This window comes from Micromonospora sp. NPDC049101 (assembly GCF_040648675.1).
Taxonomy (GTDB): Bacteria; Actinomycetota; Actinomycetes; order Mycobacteriales; family Micromonosporaceae; genus Micromonospora.
In genome coordinates this window covers 1-16,071 of record NZ_JBEZED010000021.1, presented here as the reverse complement: position 1 = coordinate 16,071, position 16,071 = coordinate 1, and the positions used below count along the sequence as shown (strand labels likewise).

17 protein-coding genes are annotated in these 16,071 nt (G+C 72.1%); 11 read left to right on the top strand and 6 right to left on the bottom strand.

Annotated elements, in window-relative coordinates:
- The first annotated feature begins 41 nt into the window (after positions 1-41).
- The gene (locus AB0B57_RS25610; protein WP_357074752.1) at positions 42-299 is read left to right on the top strand and encodes a hypothetical protein; all 258 of its coding nucleotides are present in this window, start codon (positions 42-44) and stop codon (positions 297-299) included.
- Between the two features lie 107 nt (positions 300-406).
- Here the strand turns inward: AB0B57_RS25610 and AB0B57_RS25605 are convergent, their stop codons facing one another.
- On the bottom strand, positions 407-1,099 hold the full coding sequence (locus AB0B57_RS25605; protein ID WP_007463121.1) for a Crp/Fnr family transcriptional regulator: 693 nt from the start codon (positions 1,097-1,099) through the stop codon (positions 407-409).
- A gap of 270 nt (positions 1,100-1,369) precedes the next feature.
- Here AB0B57_RS25605 and AB0B57_RS25600 point away from each other — a divergent pair, with 270 nt between their 5' ends.
- The 5 genes from AB0B57_RS25600 to AB0B57_RS25580 all read left to right on the top strand — a co-directional run bounded on the left by AB0B57_RS25600 (position 1,370) and on the right by AB0B57_RS25580 (position 5,058).
- The gene (locus AB0B57_RS25600) at positions 1,370-1,867 is read left to right on the top strand and encodes a polyadenylate-specific 3'-exoribonuclease AS (RefSeq protein ID WP_357074959.1); all 498 of its coding nucleotides are present in this window, start codon (positions 1,370-1,372) and stop codon (positions 1,865-1,867) included.
- A gap of 78 nt (positions 1,868-1,945) precedes the next feature.
- Positions 1,946-2,449 (top strand): pyridoxamine 5'-phosphate oxidase family protein, encoded by a 504-nt coding sequence (locus tag AB0B57_RS25595; protein WP_357074749.1) that lies wholly within the window; start codon positions 1,946-1,948, stop codon positions 2,447-2,449.
- Positions 2,450-2,621: 172 nt separating this feature from the next.
- Positions 2,622-3,650, top strand: coding sequence for a 6-phosphofructokinase (locus AB0B57_RS25590; RefSeq protein ID WP_357074956.1), 1,029 nt, complete (start codon positions 2,622-2,624; stop codon positions 3,648-3,650).
- A gap of 74 nt (positions 3,651-3,724) precedes the next feature.
- Positions 3,725-4,543, top strand: a complete 819-nt coding sequence (proC, locus tag AB0B57_RS25585) for a pyrroline-5-carboxylate reductase (protein WP_357074746.1) — start codon at positions 3,725-3,727, stop codon at positions 4,541-4,543.
- Between the two features lie 164 nt (positions 4,544-4,707).
- On the top strand, positions 4,708-5,058 hold the full coding sequence (locus AB0B57_RS25580; RefSeq protein WP_357074743.1) for a DUF2203 domain-containing protein: 351 nt from the start codon (positions 4,708-4,710) through the stop codon (positions 5,056-5,058).
- Positions 5,059-5,173: 115 nt separating this feature from the next.
- Here the strand turns inward: AB0B57_RS25580 and AB0B57_RS25575 are convergent, their stop codons facing one another.
- From AB0B57_RS25575 to AB0B57_RS25565, 3 genes are all read right to left on the bottom strand, one after another.
- Entirely contained in the window at positions 5,174-5,851 is a 678-nt protein-coding gene (locus tag AB0B57_RS25575) for a class F sortase (protein WP_357074740.1), read from the bottom strand.
- Entirely contained in the window at positions 5,848-6,717 is an 870-nt protein-coding gene (locus AB0B57_RS25570) for a DUF4397 domain-containing protein (protein ID WP_357074736.1), read from the bottom strand. Before AB0B57_RS25570 ends, AB0B57_RS25575 begins: the two co-directional genes overlap by 4 nt.
- A gap of 147 nt (positions 6,718-6,864) precedes the next feature.
- Positions 6,865-7,536 (bottom strand): methyltransferase domain-containing protein, encoded by a 672-nt coding sequence (locus AB0B57_RS25565; RefSeq protein WP_357074733.1) that lies wholly within the window; start codon positions 7,534-7,536, stop codon positions 6,865-6,867.
- 117 nt (positions 7,537-7,653) lie between these two features.
- Between AB0B57_RS25565 and AB0B57_RS25560 the strand changes: the two genes are divergently transcribed.
- Positions 7,654-9,255 (top strand): glycosyltransferase 87 family protein, encoded by a 1,602-nt coding sequence (locus AB0B57_RS25560; RefSeq protein ID WP_357074731.1) that lies wholly within the window; start codon positions 7,654-7,656, stop codon positions 9,253-9,255.
- Between the two features lie 27 nt (positions 9,256-9,282).
- Here the strand turns inward: AB0B57_RS25560 and AB0B57_RS25555 are convergent, their stop codons facing one another.
- Positions 9,283-9,957, bottom strand: a complete 675-nt coding sequence (locus AB0B57_RS25555; protein ID WP_357074728.1) for an NADPH-dependent F420 reductase — start codon at positions 9,955-9,957, stop codon at positions 9,283-9,285.
- 359 nt (positions 9,958-10,316) lie between these two features.
- Positions 10,317-10,805: a glutathione peroxidase gene (locus AB0B57_RS25550; RefSeq protein WP_357074725.1), complete on the bottom strand. Its 489-nt coding sequence runs from the start codon at positions 10,803-10,805 to the stop codon at positions 10,317-10,319.
- Between the two features lie 169 nt (positions 10,806-10,974).
- Here AB0B57_RS25550 and AB0B57_RS25545 point away from each other — a divergent pair, with 169 nt between their 5' ends.
- The 4 genes from AB0B57_RS25545 to AB0B57_RS25530 all read left to right on the top strand — a co-directional run bounded on the left by AB0B57_RS25545 (position 10,975) and on the right by AB0B57_RS25530 (position 15,885).
- On the top strand, positions 10,975-12,606 hold the full coding sequence (locus AB0B57_RS25545; protein ID WP_357074723.1) for a glycosyl hydrolase family 18 protein: 1,632 nt from the start codon (positions 10,975-10,977) through the stop codon (positions 12,604-12,606).
- A 182-nt stretch (positions 12,607-12,788) separates the two neighbouring features.
- Complete coding sequence (locus AB0B57_RS25540; protein ID WP_357074720.1) at positions 12,789-13,331, top strand: nuclear transport factor 2 family protein; 543 nt, start codon at positions 12,789-12,791, stop codon at positions 13,329-13,331.
- Between the two features lie 68 nt (positions 13,332-13,399).
- The gene (locus tag AB0B57_RS25535) at positions 13,400-14,806 is read left to right on the top strand and encodes a class II 3-deoxy-7-phosphoheptulonate synthase (protein WP_124853452.1); all 1,407 of its coding nucleotides are present in this window, start codon (positions 13,400-13,402) and stop codon (positions 14,804-14,806) included.
- 50 nt (positions 14,807-14,856) lie between these two features.
- Entirely contained in the window at positions 14,857-15,885 is a 1,029-nt protein-coding gene (locus AB0B57_RS25530; RefSeq protein ID WP_357074716.1) for a GntG family PLP-dependent aldolase, read from the top strand.
- The last annotated feature ends 186 nt before the right edge of the window (positions 15,886-16,071 follow it).

The window sequence follows — 16,071 nt, the reverse complement described above, 5'->3', positions numbered from 1 at the left end:
TAGTGTTCCGTACCAGGAAGTTTCATGTCAGGGAGAGTGCCGTGCAGGTGCGACTGTCCGCCTCGTGGACCGATCCGGGTGGTATGCGATGGGCTCCGGGCGACACGATAGACGTCGATGCGGTCACTCTCGCCGAGCTGGAGGAGCAGGGCATGGTGGAAGAGCCGGAAGGCCAGGGGGGCGGGTCGGGAAAGACCACGACCACGTCGTCGAGCACGTCCACGGCTGACAAGCCGACCGACCCGAAGAAGATCGGGCCGGGCCCGGGCGCGCCGCCGGCCGACGACACGGACAACTGATCGGCCGGATGTGGCCGGCGGACCCACGGGTCTGCCGGCCACAGCCGTGCGTGGGCACCGGGAGGGCTCGCGGTACGCGAAACACGCACTGACCCGGGCCCGATCGGTCAGCGGTCGTTCATGCCGGCGCGTCGGCGCAGCGCGGCCACGTCGGTCACCACGATCCGGCGACCCTCGGTCCGCAGCCAGCCGCGGCTGGCGAACGAACCGATCGCCTGGTTGACGCTCTGCCGGGACCCGCCGGCCATCTCGGCCAGCTGACTCTGGTTGAGCTCGATCGTGATCATCGGTGCCTGGCTCTCGCCGGCCAACCGGACGAGCGTCTTGGCCACCCGACCGGGCAGGTCGAGGAAGACGTGGTCGGCGTTCTGCTCGGTGAGCCGGCGGATCAGCCCGCCCAGCGAGCGCATCACCGCGTCCAGGATGCGGGGGTTGGAGTGCACCAGCTCCATGAACGCGCCGCGCGAGAGGGCCAGCGCCGCGCAGTCCTCAATGGCCTCGGCCGAGGCGGACCGGGTGGACGCGTCGAGCAGGGAGACCTCGCCCAGCACGTCCGGTGGACGGATCACCGACAGCACGGCCCGCTCGCCGGTGGGCGCGGTGCGAAAGACAGCCACCGCGCCGCGGCGCAACACGATCAGTGACTCACCCGGGTCGTTCTCCACGAAGAGCAACTGGCCCTTGCGGTAGGTGCGCGGGACGGCGGCGGCGATGACGCGCTGCCGCACCTCGGGCTCCAAACCAGCGAACATCTCGACACCCGTGAGCGCGTCACCCGGCTCCGGCAGGCGCATCTCCACGGCCCAACCCCTCCCCGGTCATGGACCACAAACTCGCTCACCGGGTGAACCTGATGGCCCTGACAAGGTGAACTGACACCGATTCGGCATCCGGTAGCGGTACACATCAGATCATGACGGTCCGGTCGCTTGCTGTACACCCCTCGAAGCACTTCCGTGACCGTCGTGAGCTGCCGCGTACTGTCATTGAAGTGCCGAACGGGCCTGTCACCAGCGGTGCGGCGCCCCCCGGCGGGCACGGCCGGACGGCGGTGGGCGAGGATGGCCGGAATGGTCTATCGCTATTTTTACGACTGCGAGTTCATCGAGGACGGCACAACTGTCGACCTCGTCTCGATCGGTGTCGTCGACGAGTACGGCCGCGAGTTCTACGCGGTCTCCACGGAGTTCGACGACTCCCGAGCCGTGCCCTGGGTGCGGCGCAACGTGCTGGACAAGCTGCCGTCCCCGGCGGACCGGGCCTGGCGGTCGCGGGAGCGCATCCGTGACGACCTGTACGACTTCCTGGTCGAGCCGGTCCGGGACCGGCCGGGGGAGCAGCTGGAGCTGTGGGCCTGGTACGCCGCGTACGACCACGTGGTGCTCGCCCAGCTCTGGGGTGCGATGCCGGCGCTGCCCCGGGAGATTCCCCGGTACACCAAGGAGCTGCGCCAGCTCTGGGACGACAGTGGTCGGCCGACCCTGCCGGACGCGGACGCGGCCCGGCACGACGCTCTGGTCGACGCCCGGCACAACCTGGCCCGCTGGCGGGCGATGACCGCCCGCTGAGTGCCGGCCGCACCGCCGTAGGTTTGACCGGTTCTGTCCCGGGCATCGGTTCGACGAACCGAAGCGGAGGAGAGTGCCATGAGCAATCAGCCGACCAGCGCCGCCGACGCTCGAGCCCGGGTCACCGAGCTGGCCCGGGCCGCGCGGATCTGCATGCTCACCACGACCGCTCTGGACGGGCGGCAGGTGAGCCGGCCGATGGGGCTACAGGAGGCCGAGTTCGACGGCGAGCTGTGGTTCTTCGCCTCCGCCGACTCGGCCAAGGTCCGCCAGCTCCGGGTCAACCCGGAGGTCAACGTCGCCTTCTCCGACCAGAAGCACCACGCCTGGGTGTCGATCTCCGGCACCGCCACCGAGGGCTTCGACCGGGCACGGGCCGAGCGGCTGTGGAACCCACTGCTCAAGGCGTGGTTTCCCGACGGGCTGGACACCCCGGGCCTCACGTTGATCAAGGTGCACGCCAGCTCCGCCGAGTACTGGGACTCGGCGAACAGCGCCGTGGTCAACCTGCTCGGCTACGCGAAGGCCGCGGTCACCGGGCGGCCGCCGAACGCCGGCGAGAACCACGAGGTGACGTTCTGAGCAGCGGGGCGCGGGCCGCTCGCGCCGGGGCGCGCTGTCGTCGTACCGGCGGGCCGACTACAGTGCGCAGTGACGGCCCGCCCCGGGCCGGCAACGGCGCCGATGGTCTGATCTGACACATATCCTGGGGCAATTCGGGCTTTACCTGATGCTCCAGGAGGATGAGCGGATCATGCGTATCGGCGTGCTCACCGGCGGCGGCGACTGCCCCGGTCTCAACGCGGTCATCCGGGCGGTGGTCCGCAAGGGCGTCGCCACCTACGGTCACGAGTTCGTGGGCTTCCGCGACGGTTGGAAGGGCCCGCTGGAGGGTCTGTCCCGGCCCCTCGGCATCGCGGACGTCCGTGGCATCCTGCCCCGCGGCGGCACCATCCTCGGCTCGTCCCGGACCAACCCGTTCAAGATCGAGAACGGCGTCGAGCGGATCAAGGACAACCTCGCCACCCAGGGCGTCGACGCGCTGATCGCGATCGGCGGCGAGGACACCCTCGGCGTGGCCACCAAGCTCTACGAGCTGGGCGTGCACGTGGTCGGCGTGCCGAAGACGATCGACAACGACCTCGGCGCCACCGACTACACCTTCGGCTTCGACACCGCGGTCAACATCGCGATGGAGGCCATCGACCGCCTGCACACCACCGCGGAGAGCCACCACCGCACCCTGGTCGTCGAGGTCATGGGCCGGCACGCCGGCTGGATCGCCCTGCACGCCGGCCTGGCCGGCGGTGCCAACGTGATCCTGCTGCCGGAGCGGCAGTTCGACGTCGACCAGGTGGCCGGCTACGTCGAGAAGCGCTTCCAGCACCAGTACGCCCCGATCGTCGTGGTCGCCGAGGGCGCCCAGCCGCTGGACGGCCAGATGGTCCTCGCCAACCAGGAGCTGGACTCGTTCGGCCACGTCCGCCTCGGCGGCATCGGCCAGTGGCTCGCCGAGCAGCTGGAGGCCAAGACCGGCAAGGAGGCCCGCACCGTGGTGCTGGGTCACATCCAGCGCGGTGGCACCCCGACCGCCTTCGACCGGGTGCTCGCCACCCGCCTGGGCCTGCAGGCCATCGACGCGGTCAACGACGGCGACTGGGGCAAGATGGTCGCGATGCAGAGCACCGACATCGTCCGGGTGCCCCTCGCGGAGGCCACCCGCGAGCTGAAGACCGTGCCGCTGGAGCGGTACGTCGAGGCCGAGGTCTTCTTCGGCAGCTGATCAACCGGTCGGACGGCGCGGCGGGCCGGCGGGTCCGCCGCGCCGCGACCACAGGCGAGGGGGTACGAGCCGAGATGTCAGCCGGTGTGCACACGGTCGCGGTGATAGGCGCGGGCAAGATCGGTGAGCTGATGCTCTCCGGGCTGCTGCGCTCGGGATGGCCGGTGGACCGGCTGCTGGCCACCGCCCGCCGGCCGGCCCGAGCCGAGGAGCTGACCGCCCGCTACGGCGTACGGGTTGTCGACAACCTGACCGCGGTGGACGAGGCGGAGGTGCTGGCGGTCTCGGTGAAACCGCAGGACGCCGCCGCGCTGCTCGACGAGATCGGCCCCAAGGTGCCGGCCGACAAGCTCGTCATCTCGCTCTGCGCCGGCCTGCCCACCAGCTTCTTCAACCGCCGGCTGCCCGAGGGCACCCCGGTGGTCCGGGTGATGACCAACACTCCGGCGCTCGTCGACGAGGCGATGACGGCGATCTCGGCGGGCGCGCACGCCACCGGGGCGCACCTGGCGTTGGCCGAGGAGATGTTCAAGCCCCTCGGCCACACGATGCGGGTGCCCGAGTCGCAGCAGGACGCGGTCACCGCGCTCTCCGGCTCCGGGCCGGCCTACTTCTACCTGCTGGTCGAGGCCATGATCGACGCGGGGATCCTGCTGGGGCTGCCCCGGCAGGTGGCGCACGAGCTCATCGTCCAGAGCGCCGTCGGTGCCGCGGTGATGCTGCGCGACTCCGGCGAACACCCGGTCAAGCTGCGCGAGGCGGTCACCTCGCCGGCCGGCACCACCATCTCCGCGATCCGCGAGTTGGAGAAGCACGGCGTCCGGGCGGCGCTGCTCGCCGCGCTGGAGGCTGCCCGGGACCGCGCCCGCGAGCTGGCCGCCCAGGCCGACTGAGCCTGTCGCGGGCCGGACGTGCCTGCCCGGGACCTGGCCGCGCCGGCCGACTGGGCCTGTCGCACGACCGGACGTGCCTGCCCGGGACCTGGCCGCGCCGGCCGACTGGGCCTGTCGCACGTCGCGGGCCGGACGTGCCCCGGTGCGTGCCGCATACTGGCCCGGTGTTCACACTCGCCCAGGCCCGACACCTGGTGGCCACCCTGCAACCGCGCGTCGACGAGCTGGTCCGGGTCCGCGCCGACCTGGCCGAACTGCGCGTCGACCTGGCCGACCACGGCGTCAGCGCCCTCGGCGGCCTGGCCGAGGTGAAGGGGCTGGAGGCCCGGCTGCACGCCGTCGTCGACGAGCTGCACCAGCACGACATCCAGGTCAAGGGCATCGCGCCGGTGCTGCTCGACTTTCCCGGCGAGCGGGCCGGTCGGCCCGTGCTCTGGTGCTGGCTGGAGGGGGACTCCGACGTGCGCTGGTACCACCGGGCCGAGTGCGGCTTCGCCGGCCGCCGCCCCATCTGACGCCGGTGCCGTCCCGCACCCCTTGATCCACTCGGGATCACGGAATCCGCAGTGTCCGCACGCGGCGGACACCCCGATCTTCAGGAACGCGAGTGGATCACGCTGGATGCGTCGCTCAGCCCGCCCTGGACGTCGGTAGGACCGGGTCGACGGCCTCGCTCACCGCGAACACCACCACGTTGTCGACATAGTGGCCCCGCCGCCTGTCGAAGTCACCCCCGCAGGTGACCAGGCGCAGCTCCGCGCCGGGCGTCGGCCCGTAGACCGTCGCCGTGGGAAAGCGGTCCTTGCGGGTCCGCAGCGACCCGGTCACCCGGAACGACAGCCGCTGCCCGCCGCGCCACACCTCCACCCGGTCACCGGAGCGCAGCTCACCGAGCCGGGCGAACACCGCCGGGCCGCGCCGCGAGTCCAGATGGCCGGCGAGCACCGCCGGGCCGGTGTCTCCCGGGGCCGGACCACCGCCGTACCAGCCGGCGACGCCGAAGTCGTCCGGCGGGACCAACGCGCCCGCGCGGTCCAGGCCCAGCACGGTGAGCGCGGAGTCGACGCCGATGCGCGGCACGCGTACCCGGGTGGGTGGACCCTGCGGCACGGGCGCCGCGGCCACCGACGGGCAGTTGTCGGTGCAGCCGGGGTGCCAGCTCGCCACCGGCGGCGGGGCGTCGGTGCCGGCCAGCCCGACCCCGGTGCCGGCGGCCAGGCAGACCGCCGCACCGGCCGCGACGAACGCGGCCAGCGGCATCCGACGGTCGCGGTGCCGCCGGATCGACAGGTCCGGCCCGGCGCTCACCAGGTGGTGCGCCGCCGCCGACGCCAGAACAGCAGGGCCACCGCGCCGGCCGCCGCGGCCAACCCGCCGGCCACCAGGGGGTACGCGGTCAGCCCGCCGCCCGCGGTGCCACCGGCGCCGGTGTCCACCCCACCGGCCGGGACGACGGTGCCGCCCTCGGCGTCGCGGCGCAGCTCGGCGGTGAGCCCGCCCTGCTTGGCGTCGAGCACCAGCAGCGAGTAGACCGCGCCGCCGGTGAGCCGGACCTCGGCGTTGGTGCTCGGCCCGTCGGCACCCGTCAGCCGCAGCCGCCAGCTGCCCGGCTCGACCTGCTCATACTCGGTCGTGGTCGCGAACTGCACGTCGTCGGCGATCAGCGGACCGTCCGCGGCGGCCACGTCCAACACCGGGGTACGCACGGAAGCCTGCACGACACGCACCTTGGCGCGGCCCTGCGTGGGCGCGCTGAGGTCATCGTTGAGCACCCGCAGCCCCAGGTCCGCGTGCCGGCCGACACCGGCCACCGTGTACGCGTCGCCGCTGGTCACCGCGACCTCCGTGGTGAGCACCGGGGGGTCGCTGGCGGGAGCGCCGGCCTCGCGCATCGCCACCGCGTACCGGCCGGGCGCCAGCTCGAAATAGTCGGAGACCACCCCGTAGCCGACTCCGGGGAAGACCCTCGGTTTCGCGGCGTCCGGCGCGGCCAGGTAGACGTCGACCGCCGGCGTGTCCGGGGAGAGGTGGGCGAGCCGGACGTAGCCGACGGTGTCCGCGCCGGCCGCGGCGCTGGCCGGCCCGGGCGTGCCGGCGGCGGCGAGGGCGGTGGTGATCAGGAGCGCGCCGGACCCGGCGAGCAGCCGGCGGGGAAGGGTGCGGAGCGTGTACATGTCGCCTCCGGAAGCACTTTCGGTGAGCGGGCGGCAACCCAGAGAACAGGGTCCCGTGCGCGGGACTGCAACGCAAGTTGCCAACGAGATGTTTCTCGACGTGTCCCGACCGGATTCCGGCGTGTCGGCCTGGGTGGGGGCGTTTCGCTACCGCTCTCGGATCGCGAGGAGGCCGAACAGGTCGGGGACCCCGCCCGGGCCCGCCTCGGCGACCCGGAGCAGCCGGAGACCCGCCGCCACTGTGGCGTTGACCAGGTCGGCGAGGGGGATGTGCCAGGCGCCGACGCGTACCCGAACGCCGTTGGTGTTCCAACTGTCGAAACTGCGCGACCGGTCCGCGTACCGCGCGTCGACGACGACGCCCGGATGCTGGCCCCAGTCGGCGAACGCGCCCACGAAGCACGGGTGCACGCCCACGTGTACGAAGCGCCCGCCGGGGCGCAGCACCCGGGCGACCTCGCGCAGCACGGCCGGGTAGTCGGGCAGGTCGGTGCTGGACAGCACACACATCGCGGCCGGCAGCGACGCGTCGCCGAACGGCAGGGCTGTCGCGTCGCCCCGGGTCACCGGCAACCGCCTGCTGGCGTGCCGCAACTGCCCGCCGGACAGGTCCACGCCCACCGGCGTCCAACCCAGATCCGCCGGCACCGACGCGTGCGCGCCGGTGCCACAGCAGACGTCCAGGCAGACACCCTCGCCCGCGCCCAGCAGATCCGCCACGGTGGCGTGCACCCGCCGCAGATAGTCGCCACCGCCGGAGATGAAGTCCTCGTACCAGTCCGCGTGGGCGTCGTACGCCGGTGTGCCCGTCGATCCCATCGGTCGATGCTAGGGAGCGGAGCCGGTCGGGTCGTGCCCGTTCTGCCGAGGGCAGAGGCGGCCGGCGTCCGCCACCACGGGCCGCCGGGGATCGTCGCGTTCGCCTATTCTCGGTCGATGCGGGATCGCCGGGTGGCACTGGTGTGGGCGGCCTTCGTCGTCGTCGCGCTGGTGTCCTGCGTGCTCGTGCTGCGGCGCGAAGACCGCCTCTCCGACCTGCACATCTACTACGGCGCGCTGTCCGACCTGCACGCCGGGCGCCCGCTGTACGGGTTCGTGGCGGCCAACGGCGGCCCGTTCACCTATCCACCGTTCGCCGCGCTCGTGTTGGGCCCGATCACCGCCGTGCCCGAGGGCGTACTCCAGGGGATCTGGCTGGTGGCGACGTGCGCGGCGGTCGTCGCCATCGCCGGGGCGGTCGGTGTCGCGCTGACCACCCGGCCGTCCCGACGACCGCTCGTCGTGGCGGTGGCGGCCACGGTGCTGATGCTCTCCGCACCGGTGCAGAGCAATCTGCGCTTCGGCCAGGTCAGCGTCTTCATCGTGCTGATGGCCCTGCTCGACGGGATGGGCGTCGGTCCGCCTCGACTGCGCGGGATGTTGGTCGGCGTCGCCGCGGCGATCAAGCTGACCCCGCTGCTGTTCGTGGTCTACTTCCTCGCCACCGGTCGCTACCGGGACGCCGGTCGCGCGGTGGCCACGTTCCTGGCCTGCGCGGCACTCGCCGCGGTGGTGTTGCCCGCCGAGAGCTGGACGTACTGGACCGAGGCGGTGCGGCAGACCTCTCGGATCGGCAACCTCGCCTCGCTGGGCAATCAGTCCCTGCACGGGATGCTGCTGCGCGTCGGCGTCGACGAGGCGACGTTGCCCCTGATCTGGGCCGTTCTGGTGGCGCTGGTGTGCGCGGCGGCGCTGCTGCGGGCCCGACAGTTGGCACGGCAGGGCCGCCCCGGGCACGCGGCCGTGCTGGTCGGCTGCGCCACCGTCGCCGCGTCCCCGGTGTCCTGGACCCACCACCAGGTGTGGCCGGTGCTCGCCGCGATGCTGCTGATCGGCGCGTCCGGCGTCACCCGACGCGCCGCCGGCGTGGCGTTGCTCGCCGCCATGGTCGTCTCGCTGGGTGCGGTCCTCAGCCCGGTGTCGACACGGCCGGGTGTGCAGTTCCTCTTCGAGAACGCCCGCGCGATCGGTGTGTGCCTGCTGTGCCTGGTCGGCTTCGGCGGCGTCGCGGTCGCGGTCACCCGCACGTCGCGCCGGCCGGCCGGTGGGCGGGGCTGGTTGCGGGTGGGCGTCTCGGCCACGGTGGCCGTGGCGTTCTTCGCCGTGCAGCCGCTGCCGGCCGGAGCGGACCCCACCTTCAAGGCGTACGCCCTCGGCGACGTGGTCAACCCGCGATACTTCTTCGTCTGCCGGGGCCCGGTCGAGTGCGCCGCCTACGGCACCGACGCGCCGGTCACCTTCGGCACCCGCGCCGAGAAGACAAAGGTCCGGGTCAACGGCGTGGTCTCCGCGCAGGTGACCCGCCTGGAATATTATTCCGCGCCCGGCGGGGCGCCCCGGGTCATCCCGTTGCTCGACGCGTACCCGGGGAGCCGGACGTTCTCGTTCCGCTCGGCGAGCATGGCGCAGGGGCGGCTCGTCGCGTACGCCTCGGACGGCCAGCCGATCGCCAGCTACGACGACGAACTCGCCGCCGCTCTCCGGACGGCCACCCGGTAGGCGGTCGGGGGAGCGCGGCGGCGGAGCTCAGCGGGTCGCGGCGGCCAGGGCGGCGCGCAGCTTGTCGGCGTCGCCCGGTGCCGGGTGCTCCCAGTCGGTGGGCGTGGCGGAGTAGAGCGTGCCGTACGCCGGGGTGTCCGGCTGGTAGCGCCAGCCCTCGGCGAGCGGGCCGACGTCCACCGCGTCGTAGCCGATCCGGTCCAGGAAGGCCGTCACCTCGGCCTTCGCGGCGGCGTCGTCACCGGCGATCGCGAGGGCACTGCGGTCGGCGGCACCGGACGGCCGGGGGAGTGCGGCCAGGCCCTTGAAGTAGATGTTGTTGAAGACCTTGACCACCCGGGCACCCGGCAGGTGCTGCTGGAGCAGCTCGCTGCTGGTGGTCTCGCCCGAGTCGAGCTCCGGGAAGGTCCCGTCGCGCTGCGGGTAGTAGTTGTTGGTGTCGATGACGATCTTGCCGGCCAGTGGCTCCACGGGCACCGCGCGGTACGCCTTCAGCGGCACGCTGACCACCACCAGGTCGCCGACCTGTGCCGCGTCCTGTGCCGTGCCGGCGCTCGCGTGCTCGCCCAGCTCGTCAACCAGGTCCTTCAGCGTCTCCGGGCCGCGCGAGTTGCTCAGCACCACGTCGTAGCCGGCGTCCACGGCCAGCCGGGCCAGGGTGCCGCCGATGTTGCCGCTGCCGATCAGTCCCACAGTTGTCATGCTCGTTCCCAACTCCGTCCACCCACGACACGTTCCCGACCACTGCGGTGGGTTATTTCGACTGCCCGCCGCCGGGTGGCCGCGCGGACTGCTCGCGGCCTTCCGGTGTCTGGTCGCGCCGCGAGCCCGCCCCGCACACCGTACTGCGCACGCCTGTCGCCAACCGGCTCCCCGGGCAGGCGCCACCCTCCCGTGACGAGCGGTTCGTGCGGGCGGCCGGTCGTCCTGCGGCGGCGACCCGGCAGGATCGCGCTGGATCCTGGCTGTCGTGGCATCCGGAACGGGGGAGGCCACGACAACCAGGTTCGAGCGTGAGCAAGGGGGTGCGGTGGAGCCGGGCGCGGCCGGCCGCTTGACCTTCAGGCGGGGAGGACCTTCTCGACGGCTGCGCGCAGGTCGTCGGACTCGGGGGTGACCGTGGGGGCGAAGCGGGCGGCGACCGTGCCGTCCGGAGCCACCAGGAACTTCTCGAAGTTCCACCGGACGTCCCCGGTGTGCCCGTCGGCGTCCGAAGTGTCCACCAGCGCGGCGTAGAGCGGGTGCCGGTTGGGGCCGTTGACGTCGACCTTCTCGGTCAGCGGGAAGGTGACCCCGTAGTTGACCTGGCAGAAGTCGCTGATCTCGGCGGCGCTGCCCGGCTCCTGCCCGGCGAACTGGTTGCACGGCACGCCGAGCACCACCAGGCCGCGGTCGGCGTAGGTGTCCGCGAGCGTCTGGAGGCCGGCGTACTGCGGGGTGAGGCCGCAGCGGGAGGCCACGTTGACCACCAGCAGCGCCTGGCCGCGGTAGCGGGCCAGCTCGGCGGGGCCGCCGTTGAGGGCGTCGATCGGGATGTCGAAGACGGTCATGGCCCGAGGCTACGCGCCGGCCGTCCCGGGGGATCGACGGCGGGCGGAGGCAGGCGCAATCCCCGCATCAGGGAAATCGAAACATGCGCATCTTGACGAAGTGGTGACGGCGTGAGTACCGTCTCACCATCTCTTTTGGAAAGTTTCCTAACAGTTCGGGAGACGCCTCATGAAAAGATCGCTCCGCCGGGCCCTCTGGGCCGGTGCCGTGGTCGCCGTGACCGTCGCAGCGGTGCCGATGACCACCGCGTTCGGCGCCGGCAGTGTCACCACCACGTTCACCAGGGCACAGGACTGGGGGACCGGTCACGAGACGAGGGTGACCGTCACCAACGGGTCGAGTGCCACAGTCGCCACCTGGCGCATCGAGTTCGACCTGCCGTCGGGCACCACCATCAGCAGCGCCTGGGACGCCGACGTGACAAGCAGCGGCAACCACTACGTGGCGGTCAAGAAGAGCTGGGCCGGCGGCCTCGCCCCGGGCGCCTCGTTCAGCTGGGGTTACAACGGCACGGGCGCCTTCAAGGCCCCGCTGAACTGCACCGTCAACGGCGCGCCCTGCGGCGGCGGCACCCCGACCAGCCCGCCGACCACGAGCGCGCCGACCACCGCGCCGCCCACCACGGCGCCACCCACCACCGCACCGCCCACCACGGCACCGCCGACCACCAACCCACCCAACCCGGGCGGCAAGAAGGTCGTCGGCTACTTCGCCGAGTGGGGTGTCTACGGACGCAACTACCACGTCAAGAACATCCAGACCAGCGGGTCCGCCGCCAAGCTGACCCACATCCTGTACGCCTTCGGCAACACCACCGGCGGCCGCTGCGCCATCGGTGACAGCTACGCCGACTACGAGAAGGCGTACACGGCGGCGGACAGCGTGGACGGCGTCGCCGACACCTGGGACCAGCCACTGCGCGGCAGCTTCAACCAGCTGCGCAAGCTCAAGCAGCTGAACCCGCACCTCAAGGTGATCTGGTCGTTCGGCGGCTGGACCTGGTCCGGCGGCTTCACCCAGGCCGCACAGAACCCGGCCGCGTTCGCCGAGAGCTGCTACAACCTGGTCGAGGACCCGCGCTGGGCGGACGTCTTCGACGGCATCGACGTCGACTGGGAGTACCCGAACGCCTGCGGCCTGACCTGCGACACCAGCGGCCCGAACGCGTTCAAGAACGTGATCAGCGCGCTGCGGTCGCGGTTCGGCTCCAACGCCCTGGTCACCGCCGCCATCACCGCGGACGGCAGCAACGGCGGCAAGATCGACGCCACGGACTACGCGGGCGCCATCGGCAACCTCAACTGGCTGATGCCGATGACCTACGACTACTTCGGCGCCTTCGCCGCCCAGGGGCCGACGGCACCGCACTCCCCGCTCACCTCGTACACCGGCATCCCGCAGCAGGGCTTCAACTCCGACGCGGCGATCCAGAAGCTCAAGAGCAAGGGCGTCCCGGCCAACAAGCTGCTGCTCGGCATCGGCTTCTACGGCCGAGGCTGGACCGGGGTCACCCAGGCCACGCCGGGCGGCAGCGCCACCGGTGCGGCACCGGGCACCTACGAGGCGGGCATCGAGGACTACAAGGTCCTCAAGAACACCTGCCCGGCCACCGGCACGGTCGCCGGCACCGCGTACGCCAAGTGCGGCAGCAACTGGTGGAGCTACGACACCCCGTCGACCATCAACGGCAAGATGACGTACGCGAACAACCAGGGCCTCGGTGGCGCGTTCTTCTGGGAGCTCTCCGGTGACACCAGCAACGGCGAGCTCATCGGCGCCATCAAGGGCGGTCTCGGCTGAGCCGAGGACCGACGCACCACCCACCCGGCGGGGAGGGGTGCGCACCGCCCCTCCCCGCCCGGTGACACCACGGCCCGGTCGACGCCCAGCGTCGGCCGGGCCGCATTAGGTGGGTTGGGCCAGGTCAATGTGGCAGACTCGCGGCTCGGTAGGTCACGATCTCAACCTCGACGGAGGTGGTCATGCGCGCGACCCACCTGAGGCTGGCGGCAACGGCCGCCGCACTGCTGCTGCCGGTGACCCTGGTCGGTTGCGGGATCGGCGACGATGACCGGGACGACGCCAAGGACGAGCCCCCGGTCACGCCGACGCGAACCCCCGCCGAGGAGGCCGCCAGCCGTTCCCGCGAGCGCGTGCAGGCGTACCTCGACGCGATGACCGCCAAGGACGTCGCCGCCGGCCGGAGTCAGCTCTGCGCTCCGCTGCACGAGAGCTTCGACGAGGGTGCCACCGGCCCCAACGGCGACTTCGCCGATCACTTCCAGGTGCCGGAGGCGGCCATCACCGACGTCCGGTCCGGTCCGCTCGGCCAGCAGGTCAGCGTGTCGGTCTCGGTCACCGCCGGCGGCCGCACGGTCGTCCGGCCGTTGGTGTTCACCGTTACCCGCGACGGCAGCGACTGGTGCATCGCCGGGGAGGTGCCGGGCGGGTCACCCGCCGCGCCCGCGCCCGCGCCGACCGCCGTCTTCGTGCCCGTGCAGCCGGGCCAGCCCTCGCCGAACTGATCTCCCATCTGCCGGAACCGTCCCCCTCGCCGCCCAGTCGCCCCAACCGTCGCCGTACGCTTTCTGTCATGCGCCATGAGTGGCATCAGCTGAGCCATCCCGCGGTGAGTAGCCCGGGCCTGCAGACCAGCCGACCGACAGTCGACTCCGCGGAGGACGCCGCGCTCGGCCTGGACCGCTGGCGGGAACTGCCCCGTGAGCAGGTCCCACCGTGGTCCGACCCGGCCGCCGTCGCGGCGGTCTGCAAGGTCCTCGACACCGTGCCGTCGGTCGTCGCACCCTACGAGGTGGACCAGCTCCGGCAGAAGCTCGCCCTGGTCTGCGAGGGCAAGGCGTTCCTGCTCCAGGGCGGGGACTGCGCCGAGACGTTCGTCGACAACACCGAGAGCCACCTGCTGGCCAACGCCCGCACCCTGCTCCAGATGGCGATCGTGCTCACCTACGGCGCGTCCCTGCCGGTGGTCAAGGTCGCCCGGGTGGCCGGGCAGTACACCAAGCCCCGCTCACTGCCCACCGACGCCCGCGGCCTGCCCGCCTACCGCGGCGACATGATCAACTCGCTGGAGGCCGACCCGGCCGCCCGGGTCGCCGACCCGCAACGCATGATCCGGGCGTACGCCAACTCGGCGGCGGCGATGAACATGCTCCGGGCGTACCTCGCCGGTGGGCTCGCCGACCTGCACGCGGTGCACGACTGGAACAAGGGCTTCGTGAAGAACTCCCCGGCGGGGGAGCGCTACGAGGCGATCGCCCGGGAGATCGACCGGGCGCTGGCCTTCATCCGGGCCTGCGGGATGACCGACGACGAGGCGCTGCGAACTGTCACGCTCTACTGCTCCCACGAGGCCCTCGCCCTGGAGTACGACCGGGCGCTCACCCGGGTCTCCGACCGCCGGGCGTACGGGCTCTCCGGGCACTTCCTCTGGATCGGCGAGCGCACCCGGCAGATCAGCGGCGCGCACATCGACTTCATCTCCCGCATCGCCAACCCGATCGGCGTCAAGCTCGGCCCGACCACGTCCCCGGACGAGGCGATCGAGCTGTGCGAGAAGCTCAACCCGGACAACATCCCCGGTCGGCTCACCCTGATCAGCCGGATGGGCAACCACCGGGTGCGCGACGCCCTGCCGCCGATCGTCGCCAAGGTCACCGCCGCCGGGGCCAAGGTGGTCTGGCAGTGCGACCCGATGCACGGCAACACGCACGAGTCGTCGAACGGCTACAAGACCCGCCACTTCGACCGCATCGTCGACGAGGTGCTCGGCTACTTCGAGGTGCACCGAGGTCTGGACACCCACCCCGGTGGCCTGCACGTCGAGTTGACCGGCGAGGACGTCACCGAGTGCCTCGGCGGCGCCCAGGGCATCGAGGACCTCGACCTGCCCGACCGGTACGAGACCGCCTGCGACCCGCGACTGAACACCCAGCAGTCGCTGGAGCTGGCCTTCCTGGTGGCGGAAATGCTCCGTGGCTGACGCCAGGGGTGAGCTGGCGAGCCTCGCGGTCGGCGGCCGGGGGAAGAGCAGTGGCTGATTTTGTGGACCTGCGGTCGGACACGGTCACCCGACCCACCGCCGGGATGCGGGAGGCGATGGCCACCGCCGAGGTCGGTGACGACGTCTACGGCGAGGACCCGAGCGTCAACGCGCTGGAGGCCGAGGTCGCCGCGCTGTTCGGGCACGAGGCGGCGCTGTTCGCCCCGAGCGGGTCGATGGCCAATCAGATCGCCCTGCAGCTGTTGGTGTCGCCCGGCGACGAGTTGCTGGCCGACGCCGACGCGCACGTGGTCACGTACGAGATCGGCGCCGCGGCCGCGTACGGCGGGATTTCCTCGCGGACCTGGCCGGCGGTCGGCGCGGACATCGACCCGGAGCAGGTGGCCCGGATGATCCGGCCGGACGGTTACTTCGCCGTCCCCACCCGTGCGATCGCCGTCGAGCAGACCTACAGCCGTGGTGGCGGGGTGATTCCGCTGGCCACCCTGCGGGAGTTGCGGGGAGTCGCCGACGACGCGGGTGTCGCGATGCACTGCGACGGCGCGCGGATCTGGCACGCGCACGTCGCCGACGGGGTGCCCCTGATCGAGTACGGCCGGCTCTTCGACACGCTGTCGGTGTGTCTCTCCAAGGGCCTCGGCGCACCGGTTGGCTCGCTGGTGGTGGGCAGCGCGGAGAAGATCGAACGGGCCCGGCTGATCCGTAAGCGGATGGGCGGTGGCATGCGTCAGGTCGGCATCCTCGCCGCCGCCGGCCGGTACGCGCTCGCGCACCACATCGACCGGCTGGCCGACGACCACGCCAGGGCGGCCCGGCTCGCCGAGGCCGTCGCGCCGTTCGGGGTGCTCGCCGCTCCGGTGCGTACCAACCTTGTCGCGTTGGACCTGACGAAGCACGCACTGGACGCGCGTGCCCTGGCCGCCGCCGCGCGGGCCGAGGGTGTGCTGGTCTCGGTGCTCGGCCCCCGTACCGCCCGCCTGGTCACCCACCTGGGCCTAGACGACGCCGGCATCGACCGCGCCCGCGCAGCCCTACCCCACATCCTCGCCGCAGCCTAACCCCCCCCGCCCCCCCCGCCCCCCCGCCCCCCGCCCCCGCCCCCCCGCCCCCCGCCCACCCTTGTTGATCATGGGGTTATTGCCGCTCGGATCGGGGTGGTTTCTAGGCTTCAGTGCAACTGATCTTGGTTGTGGTGGAGGTGCTGGTGGCGAGGCCGGGTGTGGTGACGTTCGGGCATCGGCAGG